Annotated in this window: 21 protein-coding genes; 10 read left to right on the forward strand and 11 right to left on the reverse strand. The window is 59.1% G+C overall.

The genetic code is table 11. The features are described from left to right. Positions 1 to 12 precede the first annotated feature (12 nt). Together K1567_RS07415 and K1567_RS07420 are read right to left on the reverse strand one after the other, a co-directional pair. Positions 13 to 975, reverse strand: a complete 963-nt coding sequence (locus tag K1567_RS07415) for a putative 2-dehydropantoate 2-reductase (RefSeq protein ID WP_220698295.1) — start codon at positions 973 to 975, stop codon at positions 13 to 15. Then, entirely contained in the window at positions 972 to 1358 is a 387-nt protein-coding gene (locus tag K1567_RS07420; RefSeq protein ID WP_034096583.1) for a hypothetical protein, read from the reverse strand. Before K1567_RS07420 ends, K1567_RS07415 begins: the two co-directional genes overlap by 4 nt. Between K1567_RS07420 and K1567_RS07425 the strand changes: the two genes are divergently transcribed. Both K1567_RS07425 and K1567_RS07430 read left to right on the forward strand, forming a co-directional pair. Then, positions 1357 to 1791 carry a PilZ domain-containing protein gene (locus K1567_RS07425; RefSeq protein WP_220698296.1) on the forward strand — a complete coding sequence of 145 codons (435 nt, stop codon included), beginning with the start codon at positions 1357 to 1359 and terminating at the stop codon, positions 1789 to 1791. The two genes, K1567_RS07420 and K1567_RS07425, sit on opposite strands and share 2 nt — an antisense overlap. Positions 1792 to 1921: 130 nt before the next feature. Next, positions 1922 to 2998: a 3-deoxy-7-phosphoheptulonate synthase gene (locus K1567_RS07430; RefSeq protein WP_034096581.1), complete on the forward strand. Its 1077-nt coding sequence runs from the start codon at positions 1922 to 1924 to the stop codon at positions 2996 to 2998. Positions 2999 to 3068: 70 nt separating this feature from the next. Here K1567_RS07430 and K1567_RS07435 read toward each other — a convergent pair whose 3' ends face one another. Next, a complete protein-coding gene (locus K1567_RS07435; protein WP_034096580.1) occupies positions 3069 to 3350 on the reverse strand; it encodes a GNAT family N-acetyltransferase in 282 nt (93 codons plus the stop codon). Between the two features lie 612 nt (positions 3351 to 3962). Here K1567_RS07435 and oprI point away from each other — a divergent pair. Continuing rightward, on the forward strand, positions 3963 to 4214 hold the full coding sequence (gene oprI, locus K1567_RS07440) for an outer membrane lipoprotei OprI (RefSeq protein WP_003172710.1): 252 nt from the start codon (positions 3963 to 3965) through the stop codon (positions 4212 to 4214). Between the two features lie 133 nt (positions 4215 to 4347). Here the strand turns inward: oprI and K1567_RS07445 are convergent, their stop codons facing one another. The 3 genes from K1567_RS07445 to K1567_RS07455 form a co-directional block, all read right to left on the reverse strand. Beyond that, on the reverse strand, positions 4348 to 5316 hold the full coding sequence (locus tag K1567_RS07445) for a L,D-transpeptidase family protein (protein ID WP_034096579.1): 969 nt from the start codon (positions 5314 to 5316) through the stop codon (positions 4348 to 4350). An 83-nt stretch (positions 5317 to 5399) separates the two neighbouring features. Next, a complete protein-coding gene (locus tag K1567_RS07450; protein WP_003172705.1) occupies positions 5400 to 5693 on the reverse strand; it encodes a hypothetical protein in 294 nt (97 codons plus the stop codon). Positions 5694 to 5750: 57 nt separating this feature from the next. Further along, positions 5751 to 6356: an arylesterase gene (locus K1567_RS07455; protein ID WP_034096578.1), complete on the reverse strand. Its 606-nt coding sequence runs from the start codon at positions 6354 to 6356 to the stop codon at positions 5751 to 5753. A gap of 10 nt (positions 6357 to 6366) precedes the next feature. Between K1567_RS07455 and K1567_RS07460 the strand changes: the two genes are divergently transcribed. Continuing rightward, positions 6367 to 7050, forward strand: a complete 684-nt coding sequence (locus K1567_RS07460; protein WP_034096577.1) for an ABC transporter ATP-binding protein — start codon at positions 6367 to 6369, stop codon at positions 7048 to 7050. Next, complete coding sequence (locus K1567_RS07465) at positions 7050 to 9560, forward strand: ABC transporter permease (RefSeq protein WP_034096576.1); 2511 nt, start codon at positions 7050 to 7052, stop codon at positions 9558 to 9560. Before K1567_RS07460 ends, K1567_RS07465 begins: the two co-directional genes overlap by 1 nt. Positions 9561 to 9594: 34 nt before the next feature. Here the strand turns inward: K1567_RS07465 and greB are convergent, their stop codons facing one another. Continuing rightward, the gene (greB, locus tag K1567_RS07470) at positions 9595 to 10068 is read right to left on the reverse strand and encodes a transcription elongation factor GreB (RefSeq protein WP_034096790.1); all 474 of its coding nucleotides are present in this window, start codon (positions 10066 to 10068) and stop codon (positions 9595 to 9597) included. 117 nt (positions 10069 to 10185) lie between these two features. Further along, the gene (locus tag K1567_RS07475; RefSeq protein ID WP_220698297.1) at positions 10186 to 11187 is read right to left on the reverse strand and encodes a hypothetical protein; all 1002 of its coding nucleotides are present in this window, start codon (positions 11185 to 11187) and stop codon (positions 10186 to 10188) included. 222 nt (positions 11188 to 11409) lie between these two features. On the opposite strand from K1567_RS07475, the gene K1567_RS07480 reads away from it, so the two are divergent. From K1567_RS07480 to K1567_RS07490, 3 genes are read left to right on the forward strand one after another with little or no spacing between them, the layout of a single operon-like run. Continuing rightward, positions 11410 to 12336 (forward strand): ATP-binding cassette domain-containing protein, encoded by a 927-nt coding sequence (locus K1567_RS07480; protein ID WP_220698298.1) that lies wholly within the window; start codon positions 11410 to 11412, stop codon positions 12334 to 12336. After that, on the forward strand, positions 12333 to 13058 hold the full coding sequence (locus tag K1567_RS07485) for an ABC transporter permease (protein WP_220698299.1): 726 nt from the start codon (positions 12333 to 12335) through the stop codon (positions 13056 to 13058). Before K1567_RS07480 ends, K1567_RS07485 begins: the two co-directional genes overlap by 4 nt. A gap of 15 nt (positions 13059 to 13073) precedes the next feature. Next, complete coding sequence (locus tag K1567_RS07490; protein WP_220698300.1) at positions 13074 to 14816, forward strand: Gldg family protein; 1743 nt, start codon at positions 13074 to 13076, stop codon at positions 14814 to 14816. Between the two features lie 4 nt (positions 14817 to 14820). Here K1567_RS07490 and K1567_RS07495 read toward each other — a convergent pair whose 3' ends face one another. From K1567_RS07495 to K1567_RS07505, 3 genes are all read right to left on the reverse strand, one after another. Then, on the reverse strand, positions 14821 to 15129 hold the full coding sequence (locus tag K1567_RS07495) for a class I SAM-dependent methyltransferase (protein ID WP_169903281.1): 309 nt from the start codon (positions 15127 to 15129) through the stop codon (positions 14821 to 14823). Positions 15130 to 15389: 260 nt separating this feature from the next. Beyond that, the gene (locus tag K1567_RS07500) at positions 15390 to 15824 is read right to left on the reverse strand and encodes a DoxX family protein (RefSeq protein WP_034096571.1); all 435 of its coding nucleotides are present in this window, start codon (positions 15822 to 15824) and stop codon (positions 15390 to 15392) included. 103 nt (positions 15825 to 15927) lie between these two features. After that, positions 15928 to 17346, reverse strand: a complete 1419-nt coding sequence (locus tag K1567_RS07505) for a transglycosylase SLT domain-containing protein (protein WP_169868359.1) — start codon at positions 17344 to 17346, stop codon at positions 15928 to 15930. A gap of 234 nt (positions 17347 to 17580) precedes the next feature. Here K1567_RS07505 and K1567_RS07510 point away from each other — a divergent pair, with 234 nt between their 5' ends. Further along, positions 17581 to 18387: a TatD family hydrolase gene (locus tag K1567_RS07510; RefSeq protein WP_040266202.1), complete on the forward strand. Its 807-nt coding sequence runs from the start codon at positions 17581 to 17583 to the stop codon at positions 18385 to 18387. A 96-nt stretch (positions 18388 to 18483) separates the two neighbouring features. After that, positions 18484 to 19965: a methyl-accepting chemotaxis protein gene (locus K1567_RS07515; protein WP_220698301.1), complete on the forward strand. Its 1482-nt coding sequence runs from the start codon at positions 18484 to 18486 to the stop codon at positions 19963 to 19965. The last annotated feature ends 117 nt before the right edge of the window (positions 19966 to 20082 follow it).

Below are 20082 nucleotides of genomic sequence, written 5' to 3' on the forward strand. Positions count from 1 at the left end.
CGCTCCTCCCGATCAGCGATTGTGCCGATCAATAAAACTCAAAGCCTGGTGCAGTGCCTGCATACGCGGCAGCTCGCACCCGGCGGCCTTGGCGGCGGATAACGGCCGTGCATAGATCGCCGCCAGTTCCAACGGGCGCTTGTGCATATAGTCGTGATACATGCTCGGCAGGTAGTCCTCCATGGTCTCGGTCATGGCGAACATCTGCTCGGCATAGCTGGCCGGGATTTCGTGGCCACACGCATGGGCGCCCTGTATCACTTCGGCCATCAGCGCCTGGATCAGCTCGCGGCTGGAGGCGTCGGCCATCAGGTTGGTGGTGCCAGCCTTCAATAAGACGGAGAGGCCGTTGAAAGGCACGTTCCACACCAGTTTATGCCAGCGCGCCTGATGCACATTGGCCATGGCCTGTGACTCGATACCGGCCTGATGAAACAACGCGGCGCCGGCCTCGACAATCTCCTTCTGACGGTTTTCATCATTGGCGGCCGAGCCGCTGTGATAGCCGAGATTAACCCGCCCCAGGGCCTGGTGCTCGACCACACCGGGGCCGGAACGGTGTACGCCGATGTAACACAAGCCGCCCAGCAGGTGCAGCGATGCCGGCAAGTGTTCACGCAGGCTGTCCTCAACGTCGAGGCCGTTTTGCAACAACACCACCTTGGCATCCGGCGCCGCGACCTGGGCCAGGGTCGGCGCCAGCTCCACATTACCGGTGGACTTGGTGCCTACCAACAACCAATCGCAGGGCGGCATATCGGCTGCCTGGGCGTAAGCCTGCACGGGGTGCAGATGCAAAGCGCCATGCACACCGCTGTTCACGCGCAACCCCTGCTCGCTGACCACCGCATATTCGCTGCGCAGCAGGAAGTGCACATCAAACCCGGCGCGCGCCAGCATCAAGCCATAAAAACCGCCAATGGCGCCGGTGCCGATGATGCCAATGCGAGGCGACTGGGGTGTAACTGTGGTCATGGCAACTCCTCCGGTGTGCGGGTAAGCGCTTCATTTACAGCCTCGCCAACGGCCGCAGGTGTAAGACGTGTCTGCAATTGCCCAAGGAATTGACCCTCGCACACCACGAACAACGCCGGCAAATGAAAGATCTGGTAACGCTCGACCGCACCGCCGTTATGCCCGGCATCCACCCAGCACACGCGGTCCACCGGCAAGCGCCAGCCCGGCATTTGCTGACGCGCCCAGCGGCAACTGGAACAGCCGGCGCTGACAAATACCACCAGCGAAATTCCTGGCAGTCCCAGCAATTGCTGGTCAATATCCAGGTCGGTCAATTCCAGTTCCTTCACTATACTGCTGCCACCGCCGTCAACTGGACGGTGCTCGGAGTCCGTGTACATGGGTCGTTTTTTACCTCACCCTGATGATGTCGCTGTCGAGTTAATCCAACGCCCCTCTCCCGCCATTCCCCGTCAACGCCTCCTCACTGCCGGCTTGGGCGGCATTGCTTGTCATTGGCCGCGTGCCTGGCGACAAGGCACGGCGGTGGATCTGCACATCCCATCCTTGGGCGCCAGCGCCCGCTATCCGGGGTACGTGGCCTGGTGCCGCAAGGTTGAAGGTGGCTATCGTGTGGGCATCTCGTTCACCGATGAACATGCCCTGTTCGGCGCGCGCATGGGCGAGCAAGCATGCCGGATAGAACGCTACTGCCGCCAGCACGAAGATGCCGAGCCCTCCCCTCAGCAGTTCGAGGCCCTGGCCAGGGAGTGGGTTGCGCGGCACGCGTTAGAGTTCTCCCACGACGCGTTTGTGCAGCCCGCGTGGGATTAAACCCGCGCCGCCCATTGTCGCGGGCCCGTAATACGCGCTAAGGTTCCTCCCCCCTGCATCCAAATCATGCTGTGCACCGCCGCACGGGAACGGCTGGCGGCCGGCACCCGTGACCCTGACGAGTAACACGATGGCTGATTTACCGATCAATGACCTTAACGTCGAATCCAACGAGACTCTGATCACCCCCGATCAGCTCAAGCGCGAAATCCCTTTGAGCGAGACTGCCCTGCAGACCGTTACCAAAGGCCGCGAAGTCATTCGTAATATCCTCGACGGCACCGACCATCGCCTCTTCGTGGTGATCGGCCCTTGCTCGATCCACGACCTCAAGGCGGCTCACGAATACGCCGAGCGCCTCAAGGTATTGGCGGCAGAAGTCTCCGATACCCTGTATCTGGTCATGCGTGTCTACTTCGAGAAGCCGCGCACCACCGTCGGCTGGAAAGGTCTGATCAACGACCCGTACCTGGACGACTCGTTCAAGATTCAGGACGGTTTGCACATCGGTCGTCAATTGCTGCTGGATCTGGCCGAAATGGGCCTGCCCACCGCCACCGAAGCACTCGACCCGATCTCCCCGCAATACCTGCAGGATCTGATCAGTTGGTCGGCCATCGGCGCACGCACCACCGAATCCCAGACCCACCGCGAAATGGCGTCCGGCCTGTCGTCGGCCGTGGGCTTCAAGAATGGCACCGACGGCGGCCTGACCGTAGCGATCAACGCGCTGCAATCGGTCTCCAGCCCTCACCGCTTCCTGGGCATCAACCCGGAAGGCGGCGTTTCCATCGTCACCACCAAGGGCAATGCCTACGGCCATGTGGTGCTGCGGGGCGGCAACGGTAAGCCCAACTATGATTCGGTCAGTGTCGCGTTGTGCGAACAGGCGCTGAACAAGGCCAAGATCAAGCCGAACATCATGGTCGACTGCAGCCACGCCAACTCCAACAAGGACCCGGCCCTGCAGCCGCTGGTTATGGAAAACGTTGCCAACCAGATCCTGGAAGGCAACCAGTCGATCATCGGCCTGATGGTCGAGAGCCACTTGAACTGGGGCTGCCAGGCGATTCCCAAGGACCTTGCCGACTTGCAGTATGGCGTGTCGATCACCGATGCCTGCATCGATTGGGCGGCCACCGAGAACACCCTGCGCAGCATGCACGCCAAGCTCAAGGATGTATTGCCCAAGCGCCAACGCGGCTGAACCCGGCTCGGGTTTACGCACACAAAAACGCCGGGCTGAGCCCGGCGTTTTTTATGCTGATCTGAATTCCTTACAACTTGGCGGCATGGCGCTGGTGGCGCTCCATATAACGCTCTACGTAAGAGCAGGACGGGATCACCGTGTAGCCCGCCGCCTCGGCGAACTTCAAGGCCTCCTCGGTCAGCGCTGCCGCGATACCACGCCCTCTCAATGCGTTAGGCACGAAGGTGCGATAGATATCCAGGGTCTGTTTACCAAGGTCCATATAGGTCAAGTAGGCACGATGACCGTCCACAGTGGTCTCGAACTGATGACCCGTCTGGTCATGGTGGATGGACAACGCCTCGCTCATCACTACTCCTCGCGGGTCTTGGTTTCTGACCCCTACCTTACCGATGTTTTTCCGGCGAAGGAACATCTACGCCAACCCGTGCCGGTTTCGACAACGAGAATACCTCTAGCGCTCGCAACCAGCCCGTAGGGAATAGTAGGCACCAATCCTGCAATTGCTCAAGGCGCATGCACCATCCCCCGCCGCTGGTGGATACAGAAAGGGCTTCGACCCATCGATGATCGAAAGCCTGAACATTGCCGGCAGTTGAACCTTGAGACGAACAGGCGCTCTTAAAGTCACCACTACATGCTTAAAAAAGATGCCAGGCCATGCACCGTCAAGCGCAACGGAAGTGCTCGGATAGTTATATAAATTTTCATCTATGTACAAGGCCCAACACAGGCGGCATGGCCCTTTCAGCGAGGCTCGATGCGGGCCCAGTGAAAAAAAATTGGACAGTTTTTATACAAACCCACGCAAGGTTAGCCAAAACAGATTCGCCGCAAGAATTTTTTTTGCTTCTTGCGCTGCGTCAGTTTACTTACTACAAGTAATGGGTAGTATGTACGCCGGCTATAAGCTCAATCTGAGAAGTAGCCATTTAATAGAAAGTCCTTGAAGGGGAACACGATGAACAACGTTCTGAAATTCTCTGCTCTGGCTCTGGCCGCAGTTCTGGCTACCGGTTGCAGCAGCGTCTCCAAAGAAACCGAAGCTCGTCTGACTGCAACTGAAGACGCAGCAGCTCGCTCCCAGGCTCGTGCAGACGAAGCCTACCGTAAAGCTGATGAAGCTCTGGCTGCTGCTCAAAAAGCACAACAGACTGCTGACGAAGCTAACGAGCGCGCTCTGCGCATGCTTGAAAAAGCTAGCCGCAAGTAATAACCCTTCGGGGTTGTTATCAAGCCGATCCATTTTTGGATCGGCTTTTTATTGCCTGGGATTCACCCGTAACCCCGGCCAATAAAAAACCCGCCGCGGCACCAGGCCGGGGCGGGCTTGGCAGGTTGCGGGCTTACTGCTGCAGATCGATCGGCGTACTGGATACCATGGGCGCCGCGCCTGGCACACCGATTTCAGTGGGCAGACCGTCTTCCGCCGCCACCACGTCACGCACCTGATCCCAATTGACCCGCAGGTTATTGGCCAGGTCTTCGCGCTTGAGCAAGGCGTTGATCACCGCCGTATGTTTGTCCACTACCGATGGCGTGCCGTCATCGTTCAGGGGTGTATGCGCCTCCAGGTACACCTTGCCGCCACTGCTGCCGAACTTATAGGCATCGTTGATGATGCGCACCGAGGTGCCGACCGGCACCATATCGGCCATCTCCAACACGTTATTGTTGAACATGCGGAAGCAGCCATGGCTGGTACGCGTGCCGATGCCGAACTTCATGTTGGAACCGTGGATCAGATACCCCGGCGTTCCCAGCGTGAACTTGAACGGCCCCAAGGGGTTGTTCGGCCCAGCCGGCACCACGTTGGGCAGCGGGTCGCCATTGGCGGCGTGCTCGGCCTTGATCGAGGCCGGGGGTGTCCAGGTCGGGTTGGGCGTCTTGGCGATAATGCTGGTGTGGGCAATCGGTGAGCCCCAGCCTTCACGACCGATCCCCAACGGGAACGTGTAAACCACGTTCTGGCCTTTGGGGTAGTAGTAGAGCCGGTATTCCGCGAGGTTGATCACAATGCCTTCGCGCGGCCCGGGCGGCAGGATGAAGCGCGTCGGCAGCACGATCTCGGTGCCCGCGCCCGGCAACCAGGCATCCACGCCCGGGTTGGCCGCGACCATCTCCGAGTAGCCCAGGTCATACGCAGTGCCAAGATCGGCAAAGGTGTCTTCGTACTTGGCCTTGATCACTTGGACTTGGCCGACGATGTCTTCCCCCGGGGGTGGCAAGGGCAACTGCAGGGCCGCTGCCGAACCGGCCGCACACAGGGCAGCAAGCGACAGGCAGCAGGTAACGACGGAAAGGCGCGACAACATCCGAAAAATCCTTCGCAGAACGACGGGTAAGTTAAAAGCCAATTACTAGCTTACAGCTTATAGCTTGACGCTTGCAGCTGCTTCTAGAGTTCAAAACGCAGCTCCGGCCAGATCGGCGGCGTGCCGCGCTTCTGAGACTCAAGGATAGCCCGACAGAGGGGACACAAACGCTGGTCCTGGAAAATCGACCGATCCACCAGCGACCAACGCGGCTGCGCCGGCAATAACGTGCCGCACAGCGTGCGATCGATGGAGCCGCCCAGTTCCAATTGACGCGTCACCAGATGCACCCGCACTTCCTGGCAGGCGAACAGATCCAGCTGCTCGTCCGGCTCGATCAGTTGGTAGTTAAACAGGGACCAGGCAGGACGCGACATCGAGGGCTCCAAATCAGGGGGCGCCACCTTAGCCGAAAGCCTGCCGGTAGAAAAGCGTCATAACAGCGGTTTGAGCGATGGCCAGACATTTTCCAGCAACTTGTCCTGAGCACCGACCGCCGGGTGCAGACCGTCGGCCTGCATCAGCTCGGGATGCCCCCCCACGCCCTCCAGGAAAAACGGCACCAGCGGCACCTTTTTTTCCTGCGCCACATCGCCGAACACCTTATTAAAGGCTTCGACGTAGCGTTTTCCATAATTGGGTGGGATCTGCATGCCGAGCAGCAACACTTTTGCTCCACTGTCCCGAGACTGCTGAATCATCGAAGCAAGATTTTGTTGCAATTGCGCCGGCGGCTGACCGCGCAGCCCATCGTTGCCCCCCAGCTCAATGATCACCACCTCCGGCTTATGCGCTGCAAGCGCCGCCGGCAGCCGCGCAAGCCCTCCCGCACTGGTATCGCCACTGATGGAAGCGTTGACCACGGTATCGTCAAACCCTTCGTTCTTGAGCCGTTGCTCCAGCAGCGCCACCCACCCTTTGCGGGTATCCAGGCCGAAACCGGCACTGATACTATCGCCAACGATCAGGACTGTACCCGCCGCTGCGTTCTGGGCCATGCACATCAAGGCCAGGCCAGCACTCAAAAACCACATTCGCATCGGATTCTCCATGGGCGCAAGCATTCTCACCGCGCGGAACCTTAGCAAAGTGGTTCCCAGCACGGAAGGTGAACTGACTATCCTGCACGAACTGAGCCTGGAACTGAACAAGGGCGACAGCCTGGCTATCGTCGGCAGTTCCGGTTCCGGCAAATCCACGCTCCTGGGCCTGCTGGCCGGCCTCGACCTGCCCAGCGGCGGCGAAGTCACCCTCGCCGGGCAAGCCCTGAGCCGCCTGGACGAAGACCAACGGGCGCGCATCCGCGCCGAGCATGTGGGCTTCGTCTTCCAATCCTTTCAATTGCTCGACAGCCTCAATGCGCTGGAAAACGTCATGCTGCCGCTGGAACTGGACGGCCGCAAAGACGCCCGCGAACGCGCCAGGCACTTGCTTGAGCGCGTGGGCTTGGGGCAACGCCTGACCCACTCGCCCCGTCAGTTGTCCGGTGGCGAACAGCAACGGGTGGCGATTGCTCGGGCGTTCGCCGCCGAGCCCGACGTGCTGTTCGCCGATGAACCTACCGGCAACCTCGATAGCCACACCGGCGAGCGCATCAGCGATCTGCTGTTCGAACTCAATAAAGAGAGCGGCACGACCCTGGTGCTGGTCACCCACGACGAGCGCCTGGCCCACCGTTGCCGACGCCTGATCCGCCTTGAAGCCGGCCTGATGGTCGCGCCCCTGGAGCCTTGATGGCACGTTTGCCGCTGTTGCGTCTGTTCAGCCTTGCCCTGCGTCAATTACTGCGCGATGCCCGTGCCGGCGAATTGCGCGTGCTGTTCTTCGCCCTGCTGGTCGCCGTGGCCGCCAGCACCGCCATCGGCTACTTCGGCGCCCGCCTCAACGGCGCCATGCTACTGCGCGCCACCGAGTTCCTCGGTGCCGATCTGGTGCTGGAAGGCAGCTCGCCCGCCCGCCCTGAGCAAATCAAGTCCGGTACCGAGCTGGGCCTGGATCATGCCCGGGTGGTGGAATTTTCCAGCGTGATTGCCACCGACAATGGTATCCAGCTCTCCAGCATCAAGGCGGTCAACGAGCAGTACCCGCTGCGTGGCGCGCTCAAGAGTGCCGCCGCGCCCTTTGCCGAGGAAACCCCAGGCGGCGGCCCGAAACCCGGCGAAGCCTGGGTAGAAGCGCGGCTGCTGACGGCCCTCGACCTAAAAGTCGGCGACAGCATCGACGTGGGCATGAAAACCCTGCGCCTGGCGCGGGTGCTCACCTATGAACCGGACCGCGCCGGCAATTTCTACAGCCTCACCCCCAGGGTGATGATCAACCTCGCCGACCTGCAAGCCACCGGCGTGGTACAGCCCGGCAGCCGCGTCAGCTACCGCGAACTGTGGCGCTACCCCCAGGGCGGTACGGCGCTGCAAACCTATCGTGACCTGATCAAGCCCGGCCTCGCCGCCAACCAGCGCTTGCAGGATTCCCGCGATGGCAACCAGCAGATCGGCGGCGCCCTGGGCAAGGCCGAACGCTACCTGAACATGGCCAGCCTGGTGGCCGTTCTATTGGCGGGGGTGGCGGTGGCCTTGTCGGCCAACCGCTTTGCCACGCGACGCTTTGACGCCAGCGCGCTGTTGCGTTGCCTGGGATTGTCGCGCCGCGAAGCCATGTTGTTGTTCAGTCTGCAATTGAGCGTACTGGGCCTGCTGGCCAGTCTCGCTGGCGCTCTCCTCGGCTGGCTGGCGCAGTTCGGTCTGTTTTATTTTCTGCGGGATCTGCTGCCGGCGGATGTGCCACCTGGTGGGCTGTTGCCGGCCGTGGCAGGAATCGGCACCGGGCTGGTCGCGCTTGCGGGCTTCGCCTTGCCGCCGTTGGCCGCGCTAGGGCGCGTCCCGCCGCTGCGAGTATTGCGCCGCGATCTGCTGCCCATCCCGTCCAGTACCTGGATGGTCTACGGTGCTGCGCTGTTCGCCTTGGGCCTGATCATGTGGCGTCTGAGCCTCGACCTGGTGCTCACCTTCGCCTTGCTGGGAGGTGGCGTGGTGGCCGCATTGGTGCTCGGCGGCTTGCTCTTGCTGCTGTTGCAAAGTCTGCGTCGGCTGTTGGCCGGTGCGACTCTGCCCTGGCGCCTGGGTCTGGGCCAATTGCTGCGCCACCCGCTGGCCGCAGCCGGTCAGGCCCTGGCATTCGGTCTGATCCTGCTGTCCATGGGCTTGATCGCCCTGCTGCGCGGCGAGTTGCTCGACACCTGGCAAAACCAGTTGCCCAAAGATGCACCCAATTATTTTGCCTTGAACATCCTGCCGGCCGACAAAGATGCTTTCGGCGCACGCCTGCTGGAAATCCAGGCGCAATCGGCACCGCTGTACCCGGTGGTGCCGGGGCGGCTGATCAGCATCAACGGCGAACCGGTGCAGGAGATCGTCAGCAAGGACTCCAGTGGCGACCGCGCCGTGCAACGCGACCTCAGCCTGACATGGGCCGCCGACGTGCCGCCGGGCAATGCCCTGACGTCGGGCGCTTGGTGGTCCCAGCAACCCTCCGATGGTATTCCCGGCGTCTCGGTCGAGGCCAAGGTGGCCGAAAGCCTCAAGCTCAAACTCAACGACCACTTGGTCTTTACGATAGGTGGGGAAAATCGCGAAGCGCGGGTCACCAGTCTGCGCACCATCAACTGGGATAACTTCCAGCCCAACTTCTTCATGATCTTCCAGCCTGGCACATTGAAGAATCTGCCGACCACGTACCTGACCAGCTTCTACCTGGCCCCCGGTCATGATCAGCAAATCGTCGACCTGTCCCGCGCCTTCCCGGCCGTGACCATCCTGCAGGTAGAAGCGCTGCTGGAGCAATTGCGCAGCATCCTTGCGCAAGTGACGCTGGCCGTGGAGTACGTGCTGTTGTTTGTATTGGCCGCCGGGATGGCCGTGCTGTTCTCCGGCCTGCAAGCGACGCTGGATGAGCGCATCCGCCAGGGTGCGCTGCTGCGCGCGCTGGGAGCCGAACGCAAGTTACTGGTCAAAGCCAGGCGCATTGAATTCGGGTTACTGGGCGCCGCGAGCGGACTGTTGGCGGCACTGGGCACTGAACTGGTGACCTGGGCGCTATACCGCTATGCATTCGACCTGGTCTGGCAGCCTCATCCGTGGCTCTTGCTGCTGCCCGTCATCGGTGCCGTGTTGATTGGCGGTGCAGGCGTCTTCGGCACCCGCCGCGCACTCAATGCCAGCCCGCTGACTGTGCTGCGCGAAGGCTGAGACAACTCAGGCCCGCTCGGCGGGCCTGTTACTTTCACTTCTCATACTCGATCGCGGTGATCCACCAGCACACCTCGCCCGTTGGCGTCTGCACGATGGCCTCATCGTCGACTTGCTTGCGCAACAGAGCACGGGCCATCGGCGAATCGATAGAGATGTAATCCATCCGCTCATAAATTTCGTCATAGCCGACAATGCGAAAACGCTTGGTTTCGCCCTGCTCGTTTTCAATCTCAACCCAAGCACCGAAGAACACCTTGCCTTCCTGCTCCGGTGCGTATTCCACCACGCGCATGTCTTCAAGACGCTTGCGCAGGTAGCGCACACGGCGATCGATTTCACGCAGCAGTTTCTTGTTGTACTGATAATCGGCGTTTTCGCTGCGGTCCCCCAGCGACGCCGCCCATGTCACTTTGCGCGTGGTATCCGGGCGCTTCTCGCGCCACAGGTAATCCAGCTCTTTTTTCAGCGCCTCATGACCTTCTTTGGTAATCAGCTTGGTACTCAAACGCTCGCATCCCCAGGCAATATCCATAAACACCGATGCACCAGGGGATGGCCCTGGCGTCGACGGGCTGCGCTTGATGATAAATGAACCGAAGAAAGTAGCCAGGGCCGTTCACTCCTAGCTATCCAACGCCTGATCCAATTCATGCAACATGCCCCGCAGCGTATGACGCAGGCCCGACAATTGCGACTTCAACGCGGCCAGCGTCTCGGTCTTGCGTTGGATGTCCTGCGACTGATCACGCAGTTGAAATGTGCGCTGCTCCAGATCCTTGACCTGCTCGCCGATCTGGTTCTGCTCCTGCAACAATCGATTCTGCCACTGCTCCAACGCGGTCTCTCGCTCAGCCGCGGCGAGCTTCTGTTGAGTCAACTCATGGGCGACCCGGGCCAGACTGGACAATGTGCTGTCCACTTCAAACAGTGCGCTTTGCTCCATCGGCGCAGGCAGTTTCGAAGGCGGCGGCGACGACGGCTCAGGTTCTTTCGCGTTGGCGATGGGCGCCTCAGCCTGAACGACTGTTTCGGGAGGCTCGACAGGCAGCGGTCGAGGTTCTTCAACAGAATGTTCAAGCACCGATTGAGCATCCGCTTCGGATGAGCTTGCCGCTTTGGGCGGGGAGATCATTTGGGAGGAAAAGCGAATGGAGGGCACGATCAATGAGGTGCTTTCGATCGCCGGCAGTGTGGAGGCATTCATGCCTAAAGTGATCACCTTCATCACCAGCGCCTTCTTGATGGTCACCGAATGATGGTCTTCAGGCCGCGCGGGCGGCAATTTACACCCCCTCAGATCGACAAAATGATAAGGCAACTGGGTTTCGGTGACCCCGGCCGCTTTCGTACCTGACGCCGCAGCCAATATAAGAATCTGCTTGAACACATGCGTGGCTATTTGCAAGTCTTCCTTGGATTCAACACCGCTGAGGAAATACCGTTCGAGTTTCTTGCGCAGCGCCGCGATATAAACCCTGGAGCTCCCAGGTTCAACTTCCTCATCCAGACTATACACAAGGAAGTTAGAGGCGATCTGCCCTACCGCGAACCCACAGAGCAGCGCGCCGTTGACCGGAGCATCCTGACCGTTGCGCTCAAGAACAAGGGTACGTAGAAGCATCATAGTAATCGGACCTCATTTAAAAAAGTCGGATGTATATATAAACATCAAATAAACACCTACCAACACAAGCATCTAAAACACAAAACAATTGTTTCAGTGACTCACCTGGCACGCACGTAGGACTTTTCTTATTAACGCGGACCGTCGTTCCCAAGGACGAGTATTAACCGTACCCTTTTTGAATCCTAGCCCTACGTCACGCCAAACTTATTCGGTAAAAAAATGATCGAAATAAGCAATCTGACAAAAACCCTGAACAAGAAAAATATCATCAGCGATTTTTCATTCAGCGCCCGTCAGCAAGAGTGCCTAGGATTATTTGGCGAGGGGCCTGATGTTAAGACCATGCTTTTGAACCTGCTATCCGGTTCGACGCAACCCACCGGCGGGCACATACACATCGACGGCATCAACGCGCAAACCTATCCACATAAAGCCAAGCAAGTTATCGGCTACCAACGTTTTAAGGACCTCAGTCACCCGACGATGTCCGTTAAAGCATTTCTCAACTATATCGCCGCCATACGTGGTTACCACGGAGCCGAAAAACGCGCTCGGGTGGAACAAGCGGTGACACGACTGGATTTGTATCCAGCCCTCAATGCACCCCTCGACGCGCTCTGCGCATGCACCAAACGTAGGGTGTCCGTCGCCCAGGCCATCCTGCATACGCCCGCAGTGCTGCTATTGGACGAGCCGACTGCGGGACTTGCGGCGGATCAGGCACTATCACTCAAGGCGCTTATCCGTTCGCTCGTGCAGGAGATGACGGTCATCATCTCCTCTCGCAACAGTGAAGAGTTGGCCGAACTCTGCACGCGAGCATTGCTCATCGCTGATAGTCGCCTGGTAGCCGACACGCCCCTGCCCGATTTGCAACGCAGTTCCCGTCACTTCCAGGCCGTCACCCTCTCGGCCGACACCCCTTTGGACTTACTGGCCTTGGCGGTATTACCCGGCGTCGCCGGCATTGAGGAACATCGCCACGCGCCTGGCACGGTCACCGTTCTGGCCATGCCTGGGCATGCCATCTATCCCCATATACACACGCTCATTGCCAACCGCCGTTGGAAAATCAACACATTGAACCTGGAGCCCGGTCGCGTGAACGATGTGGTTCAGCAACTGAGCCAGGAGAGGTCCCATTGAAGCTGCTGCCGGTTATTTTCAAGCGCCAACTCGCCAACTATGCCTCTTCGCCCGCGACCTATCTCAGCGTCGCGCTGTTTCTAGCACTGTCCACCATGGCGGGGTTGTATCTTCACCGCTGGGTGGAACAGGACAGTGGTGACCTGCTGGTGTTTTTCCAGTGGCACCCCTGGCTCTATCTATTGCTGATACCGGCGTTGACCATACGACTCTGGTCAGATGAGGCCGATCCCGGTTTTGCCGACCTTATGAGCGCATTACCCATCACGGCCGCCGAACGGGTTATCGGCAAGTTCATCGCCGCCTGGGTCGTGGCAGGCACGGCATTGATCCTCAGCTTCCCTCTGGTCGTCGCCGCCAATTACCTGGGTAGCGCCGATAATGGCCTCATCGCCTCGCAATTCGCGGCGAGCTGGTTATTGGCGGGAAGCTACCTGTCCGTCGGTTGCTTTGTGTGTACGTTGGCACGTCAACGTGTGGTTATTTTTATATTGACGATAGGTTTATTACTGGCAGCCACTGCTCTTTCTTCATGGGTAGACGCTCTGGAGCGCCAAGCCCCTATTTGGATTATCGACAGTTTAAGCGCCCTTAATCCACAGTCGAGATTCAGCACAATCGACCATGGAAAGTTTACGCTTCATGACAGTCTTTATTTCGTCAGCATGATCGTTGCCTTTCTCACTGCGACGATTGCCACACTCAACTACAAACTCCGCTGAGAAGGAAAGCCCTGCATGCGTTCCACTCTGCGCACCGGCATGACACTCGTCGTCATTTTTTTGTTATTTCTTGCATTAAACCTGGTTTGGACAGCCAAACTTCCCGAGCTTCGCTGGGACTTTACACAATACAAAATCCATACCCTATCGCCACCAACGCAGGATTTACTTGTGTCATTGGAGGTGCCGTTGGACTTGTATTATTTCAATGCACACAACAACCCCAAACGAACGTATGCGTTGAATCGTTACGGCAAGCGTATCGAAGACTTGCTCCGCGAATATGAAAAAGCCGCAAGAGGCATGATCAACCTGCACCTGATTGAGCCTGCGCCTTTTTCAGAAGACGCCTACAAAGCCGCATTATATGGTCTCGACGACCAAACTGGGTTTCTGGGGTTGATCGGCAACCGCGCGGGTCATGGCGCACAACGAATCGGAGCATTCAGCCTGGACCGTGAGCCATTGCTCGAATATGAAATCAACCACCTGATCTACCAGCTGCAGCATCCAGAGCCCCGGACAATCGGGCTGCTCAGCGGATTGGACATGGGCGAATCCGCAGGGCGTCTAATGGGGGAACTGCAGCGCCACTTCGACCTGATCAATCTGGAGCCGACCCTTGAACAGGTGCCTGCAAGCATCAAGACACTGATGGTGGTTCAACCCCGCGCGCTGTCTTACCGCACGCTGTATGCGATAGACCAATTTACGTTGAGGGGCGGCAGATTATTGATGTTTATCGACCCCATCAGCGAGTACGGCGCTGGTGCCCTGCCCACCAACTCTCGCCTGGACGAGATGCTCACGGCATGGGGCATTCAAGTATTCCCCGACAAACTGCTGATCGATCATCTCTATGCTTCCTCGGTGGTCACCGGCCCCGGGAAACCAGCCGTGCGCCATCCGGCTAGATTGAACCTGCCGCATGAGGCAATGAACCCCAGTGATATCAGTAGCTGGAAACTCAATACGGTGACGGTATCAAGCAGCGGTGCCCTTTCGCCGCGTATGAAAAGTCGCACCACCTTCACCCCTCTCCTGCAAAGCTCCTGGCAGTCTGCATTGCTGGAAACCGAGCGATTCGCCTCGGCGCTCAAATTCGATGCACTGACCGACGAAATGTCTCAGCACGCCCAACGTCATACCCTTGCAGCACGTATCGAAGGTCCGGCCTATTCGGCATTTCCCAATGGCATCAAGGGACAACCACCCGGTTTGCAAAAAGCCGAGCGCATCCATGTGGTGGTGGTGGCGGACACCGATTTACTGATGGATGAGGTCAGCACGGCGCCTGGCGGCAACATGATGTTTATTTTGAATACGCTGGATAACTTGTCCATGCTGGAACCCCTCGCCAGCCTCCGCCCTCGGGTGGTGACGAACCCCGCGCCAAGTGCGTTGCACACGATGCGCGATAGGGCCGCACAGTCTTACCGCGAGAAAGCGACCGAATTGGAACGACGCCTTCAGCGAACCGAGCGGGAGTGGCAACTGCTGACCCCTCCCACAACCAGCCTCGGCACCCAAGCGGTGGACCCTAACACCCAGCTGCAAGCCCTCAACAAGGAGCGGCTGCGTCTACCCATGGAATTGCACGCGCTGAAAACCCAGGCATACGAGTCAGTGCATCGCCTGGAACTCATGATCAAGCTGGGGTTGATCGTTACGGTGCCCGTGACGCTATGTCTGATAGCGTGGGGTCTGTGGTTACGCCAACAGCGTCATCGCACTCAGCCACGCTCGCTGCTCTACTGAATACTTACCGCCGCGCAATCAACCCCTGACGGGCGATCCGAGTCAATTGACGGATGACTTCTTCAGCGTTATCGGCACTGGGGGCCTGAATGACCGCGAGATCGAAGCTGTCACTGGCAAACCTAGCGAGGGAGTCGCCGTCTTCAACGAACTGAATCAGGAAAGCGGAGGGCCGCCCAGTACGACGCGGCCAGCCGTCCAGATAACGCAATAATGTCGGCTGGTGCATGCCACCTAGAAGGATTTTCGGATTGCGTTGCGTGAGGTCCGCAGTGATCGGAGCCAGGCGTATCAGAGGGCGTAGTGCATTCATCGTGTCGTGTCTCTGCCTCAAAAGTCTGCGGGCAGGTGAGAGGCAACACCGAACCAGCGCTTTAGCGGTATTTCGAAGGTATCTCGCAAGGGAGAACACGCTTCTGTCGGGCTGCATTGAGTCCCAGTGGCGCCCCGCAATTAGCTGTTTAAATCGGCGCATGAACGGCATCCTAGAGAAGCCGGTGGGGCGATGTCAAGAATCGCCGGCAACGAAAAGGCCCACGCATGCGTGGGCCTTTTCAGAGCGTTGCCAGTCAGTCAGTTGGCGATGGCGCGGTCGGCAGAGAGCTTGCCAGCACCTTCCAGCAACACCGCCAGTGTGCCGCCCAGCAAGGCCAAGGCAAATTCATAACCGTTGTTGGCCATGAACAGACCGTTATGGATATGCACCGAGAAGATCGCTACCAGCGTTAGGATGGTCAAGCCCAGCGCCGCCGGACGCACCAGCAAACCAATGATCAGCGCCAGGCCTGCGAAGAACTCAGTACCGCCCGACAGCAGTGCCATCAGCGTACCCGGCGCCAGGCCAATGCTTTCCATCCACTGGGCAGTGCCCGCCAGACCGTAGCCACCAAACCAGCCAAAGAGTTTTTGCGAACCGTGGGCGGCGAAGATGATGCCAACGACGATACGTAGAATCGTCAGGCCATAACCGGCGCGGGTGGACAGAAGGCTTTTGATAAGTGGGCTCATGGCGTACATCCTTTTCGAAGTAGAGGTTGGTTGGCCGCTATATTAATCAGTTTAGAGGATGATAAAAGCGCAAAAAATGCCTGATTAATATCTACAAAATCGATTACTTTCGTGACGCGATTTTGGTGGCCACTGGCTCCAGGGACTCTCGTTCGCGGTCGAATGCCAAATAGTACTTATTGACACTATTCACATAGCCGACTGCGCTCATCCCGACTTGCTCCATGGCGATGCGCTCCACCTGAAAAAACCACTGATTGGGGTTGAGCCCGCGGCGCTTGGCTTCGGTGCGCATGCCCTGAACGCGCTCGGGCCCCATGTTGTAGGCTGCCAGCACAAACGCCATGCGCTCGCGCTCGTTGAGCTTGGGGCTGGCGAAGAATTTGCGACGAATCATCGTCAGATACCGCGCACCGGCCTGCACGTTGCTGTCGAGCGTTTCGATATTGTTGACGCCCACACGCTGTGCCGCCGATGGCGTGATCTGCATCAGCCCGGTGGGGCCGCCGCTGTTTCGAGCGCTCGGGTCAAGGGCCGACTCTTTGAACGCCAACGCCGCCAAATTCAGCCAGTCCATGCCTTGCTCCCCAGCGTGCTTTTGCAGGACCGGGCGCAGTTTCTCCAGACGCTGGCGATCGATGCGGGCCAGCGGATTGCGCACCTGGTAGAGACGACGGTAGATGCGCTGGAACGCCACATCCTGGTCCGCAGGGGTGCGATAGGTCTTGAGGAATCGGTCGATACTGGCGCGCAGTATCGATGCATCCTGGCGCACAAACCAGAACTCGTCGCCGGGCGACGTGATCGCGACCTGCTTATCGAAGCGCAACTTGGGCAGGATCTTCGACCAGCGCTCGGCTATGGGTTTTTCAACGATGGTCAGATGGAAAATCCCTGCCTGGACCATCTCCAACACATCCTCCACGGCCAGCGTTGGATCCACCCACTCCACCTTGATCGGTGGCTGTTTGTGCAGGGCCAGTTTTTGATTGACCTGGCTGACAGCATCCGCCGCCGCACTGCCAGTGGTCAGCGCCAGGGTGCGACCGGACAACTGCTCCAGCCTGGTAAACCGCCGTTCACCCTTGACCCCCACCAACCATAGCGGCACGTCGCTGATAATCGGGTCGCTTGTGACGATCTTATGGGCCGTGTTTATATCCAGCAGTTCACCGGGGGCCACCAGATCGCCTTCACCACGGGCCAGCGCTGCCAGCAACTGATCCTTGGCTTTGGGAATGATCTTGAGATTGATCTCCTGACCATCGCGGGCATGGCCATTGAGGTATTGCTCGAACGCACGCAGGCGATGGTATTCGACACCAATGGCCTGCCCCTGCACTTCGCCGGAACTGTTACGGCTCTGGTTGACCAGTACGCGCAAGGTGCGACTTGAGCGAATCTCCGCCAGATCGCGGACTTTGCTGGGTTTGGTCACTTCCAGTGGCCCGTCCAGACGCGCGACCGCCGCCATCGGCAGCAGCGTGAGGCATAACATTAATAACGCCGAGGGTCGGATCATCCGCTCTCCGGAAAGAATACTGGTCAACACCCTCGGAAAAACGAGGAGCTGGGATTCAGAAACAGAGCGCTTTCAGCGCAGGCTTCGCGCGCAACTCAAGCATGGACAAGGCATTTAGCCATCAGCCATGTCGGTCGCAACGTTCAAAGACAGCTATAAACCGTTGCAGTTCTTGGTTTTTCTTATAAATCTACAGCTCTGATATGCTTTCCGGCCGCAGGCGGAGATAGCACCATGCAGCTCATTGATATCGGCGTCAACCTGACCAATGCCAGTTTCGACGATAAACACCAGGCCGTTCTCGACCGCGCCTATGCCGCCGGCGTGCAGCAATTAGTGCTCACCGGCACCAGTGTCGAAGATAGCGAACAGGCCTTGGAGCTGTGCGTAAAACTCGATCAAAACGGCCAACGCCTCTTCAGCACGGCGGGCATTCACCCCCACTCCGCCAGTGACTGGAACGGTGACAGCGCTCAGCGTCTGCGTGCTTTGCTCAGTGAGCCACGGGTGCGTGCCGTCGGCGAATGCGGGTTGGATTTCAATCGGGATTTCTCCCCGCGCCCGCAACAGGAAAAAGTGCTGGAAGCTCACCTGGCCCTGGCCGCAGAGCTGAAACTGCCAGTGTTCCTACATGAACGTGATGCTAACCAGCGCCTGTTGGAAATCCTCAAGGACTACCGCGACCACCTCACCGCCGCCGTGGTGCATTGCTTCACCGGCGAACAGCAGGCACTGTTCAGCTATCTCGACCTCGATTTGCACATTGGCGTTACCGGTTGGATCTGCGACGAACGCCGTGGGACCCATTTGCACCCGCTCGTCGGAGAAATCCCCCGGGGACGTCTGATGCTGGAGAGCGACGCGCCTTATCTGTTACCACGCACGCTGCGCCCCAAACCGAAAAATGGCCGCAACGAACCAGCCTATCTCGTGGAAGTGCTGCGTGAAGTCGCCCTGCACCGCCAGGAAAGCGTAGAGGACCTGGCCTTACACAGCACCGCCTGCGCCCGTCGGTTTTTTGGGTTGCCCAATCTGGATTGATGCGGCGCATTGACCCATGTCAAAAGGGTTTTTTATGATAAAGGCACAATACTGGCACCTTGCCAATGCTGCTTTCGCTATCAGAGAAAACCTTCCATGGGTGCCTGGCTTAGCAATATCTCGCTGAAATACAAATTCTGGGCCGTTAACGCGGTCGCCTTTGTCACCACCCTGCTGCTGGTGCTGTACGCCGTACACCTCGAACAGCAGGCCCGCACCGCGCAATCCTACGCGTCGGCGCAGGCCCAGGCGCAATTGCTCAGCGCCTGGCCGGCCGATAAGGCGTTGCCCAAGGGCGAGATGTGGCTGACGTTCCCGCGCGACCAAGCCCCACAACTGGCCGACCAGGATCTGTCAGCCCTGAACAGCGCCAGCGGCTGGGTCGAACTCAATCCTATGCCGTTGTTCGGTGAGAATGTTCTGGCGGGGGCGCAAGTTGTCGCCCGCGCGGACGGCCAACAAATCGCCGCACTCGCCTACGCCCCCAGCTTCAGCCAGGTGTTCAGCGAGCGCTTTACCCAGTACGCCGCAGCGGTGTTGATCCTGATGCTGGCGATGCTGTGCGCCTCGCAGTTGTTGATCCGCTTCCTGCTAAGCCAGCTCAACACCCTCAAGGACGTGATGCTGCATGTGGAGAAAACCGGCGACCTGTCGGCCCGTGTGCCATTGGCGTGCAAAGATGAAGTCGGCCAGATGGCCAGCGCGTTCAACGCCATGCAGGCCGGCTACCAGCGGGTGGTCAACACTGTCGCGAGCACCGCCCGGTTGCTCGACGAAGGTGCCGCGCGCCTGGCCAGCAGCATGAACGATGTGCAGCACGGCATGCTCGGCCAGCAAAGCGAAACCGACCAGGCCGCCACCGCGATCAATGAAATGACCGCTACCGTGCACCACATTGCCCAGCACGCCGGCGCTACCCGCGACCTGTCCAAAACCGCCGATACCCTGGCCGGCAGCGGCCGCGAAGTAGTCACCCGTGTGCAACGCTCGATCGCCGGGCTGTCTACCGGTGTGCAGCAAACCGCGGAAATGATCCAGAAACTCGCCGAAGACAGCCAGAAAATCAACGGCGTGGTCAGCGTGATCCACAGCATCGCCGAACAGACCAACCTGCTGGCCCTCAACGCCGCCATCGAGGCCGCCCGCGCCGGTGAAATGGGCCGCGGTTTCGCCGTGGTCGCCGACGAAGTGCGCAACCTGGCCAAACGCGTGCAAAGCTCCACCGATGAAATCACCCGCATGGTTTCGGCCTTGCAGGCCGGCACCCGCGATGCGGTGGACTTTATGCAGGAAAGCTCATTCAAGGCCGACGACTGTGTGCAACAGGCCCAGGACGCCGCTGGCGCCCTTGCCGAAATCACCGACGCCGTGGCGCAGATGCGCGAGAGCAACACTCAGATCGCCGTCGCGGCCGAGCAGCAGAGCCACGTTGCTGAAGAGATGAACCGCGCGGTGGTCAGCATCCGTGACGTAACCGAAAACACCGTGCAACAGACAGTGGGCTCTGCCACCACCAGCAATGACCTGGCCACCTTGGCTGGGGAGTTGAGCAAGGCGATTGGGCAACTGAAGCTGTAGGACTGTTCAAGCTGTAATCCTATCCCTACAGCAACCCCACGGTTTGCCCGCGCTTTTGGCGAAACGTCCTCACCCTGCCGGCGAATAACGCCGACTTCTTTGCTCTGATAATCCCTC

The sequence above is a fragment of the Pseudomonas sp. S5F11 genome, assembly GCF_019641515.1.
Taxonomy (GTDB): domain Bacteria; phylum Pseudomonadota; class Gammaproteobacteria; order Pseudomonadales; family Pseudomonadaceae; genus Aquipseudomonas; species Aquipseudomonas rhodesiae.

What these genes read in the sequence shown, in the direction of transcription:
- K1567_RS07425 (WP_220698296.1), top strand. Translation starts at nt 1,357, where the DNA reads ATGGGTCGTTTTTTACCTCACCCTGATGATGTCGCTGTCGAGTTAATC.
- K1567_RS07465 (WP_034096576.1), top strand. Translation starts at nt 7,050, where the DNA reads ATGGCACGTTTGCCGCTGTTGCGTCTGTTCAGCCTTGCCCTGCGTCAA.
- K1567_RS07495 (WP_169903281.1), bottom strand. Translation starts at nt 15,129, where the DNA reads ATGAATGCACTACGCCCTCTGATACGCCTGGCTCCGATCACTGCGGAC.
- K1567_RS07420 (WP_034096583.1), bottom strand. Translation starts at nt 1,358, where the DNA reads ATGTACACGGACTCCGAGCACCGTCCAGTTGACGGCGGTGGCAGCAGT.
- K1567_RS07435 (WP_034096580.1), bottom strand. Translation starts at nt 3,350, where the DNA reads ATGAGCGAGGCGTTGTCCATCCACCATGACCAGACGGGTCATCAGTTC.
- K1567_RS07500 (WP_034096571.1), bottom strand. Translation starts at nt 15,824, where the DNA reads ATGAGCCCACTTATCAAAAGCCTTCTGTCCACCCGCGCCGGTTATGGC.
- K1567_RS07445 (WP_034096579.1), bottom strand. Translation starts at nt 5,316, where the DNA reads ATGTTGTCGCGCCTTTCCGTCGTTACCTGCTGCCTGTCGCTTGCTGCC.
- K1567_RS07510 (WP_040266202.1), top strand. Translation starts at nt 17,581, where the DNA reads ATGCAGCTCATTGATATCGGCGTCAACCTGACCAATGCCAGTTTCGAC.
- K1567_RS07480 (WP_220698298.1), top strand. Translation starts at nt 11,410, where the DNA reads ATGATCGAAATAAGCAATCTGACAAAAACCCTGAACAAGAAAAATATC.
- K1567_RS07450 (WP_003172705.1), bottom strand. Translation starts at nt 5,693, where the DNA reads ATGTCGCGTCCTGCCTGGTCCCTGTTTAACTACCAACTGATCGAGCCG.
- K1567_RS07430 (WP_034096581.1), top strand. Translation starts at nt 1,922, where the DNA reads ATGGCTGATTTACCGATCAATGACCTTAACGTCGAATCCAACGAGACT.
- K1567_RS07515 (WP_220698301.1), top strand. Translation starts at nt 18,484, where the DNA reads ATGGGTGCCTGGCTTAGCAATATCTCGCTGAAATACAAATTCTGGGCC.
- K1567_RS07490 (WP_220698300.1), top strand. Translation starts at nt 13,074, where the DNA reads ATGCGTTCCACTCTGCGCACCGGCATGACACTCGTCGTCATTTTTTTG.
- K1567_RS07460 (WP_034096577.1), top strand. Translation starts at nt 6,367, where the DNA reads ATGGGCGCAAGCATTCTCACCGCGCGGAACCTTAGCAAAGTGGTTCCC.
- K1567_RS07475 (WP_220698297.1), bottom strand. Translation starts at nt 11,187, where the DNA reads ATGATGCTTCTACGTACCCTTGTTCTTGAGCGCAACGGTCAGGATGCT.
- K1567_RS07505 (WP_169868359.1), bottom strand. Translation starts at nt 17,346, where the DNA reads ATGATCCGACCCTCGGCGTTATTAATGTTATGCCTCACGCTGCTGCCG.
- K1567_RS07455 (WP_034096578.1), bottom strand. Translation starts at nt 6,356, where the DNA reads ATGCGAATGTGGTTTTTGAGTGCTGGCCTGGCCTTGATGTGCATGGCC.
- K1567_RS07415 (WP_220698295.1), bottom strand. Translation starts at nt 975, where the DNA reads ATGACCACAGTTACACCCCAGTCGCCTCGCATTGGCATCATCGGCACC.
- oprI (WP_003172710.1), top strand. Translation starts at nt 3,963, where the DNA reads ATGAACAACGTTCTGAAATTCTCTGCTCTGGCTCTGGCCGCAGTTCTG.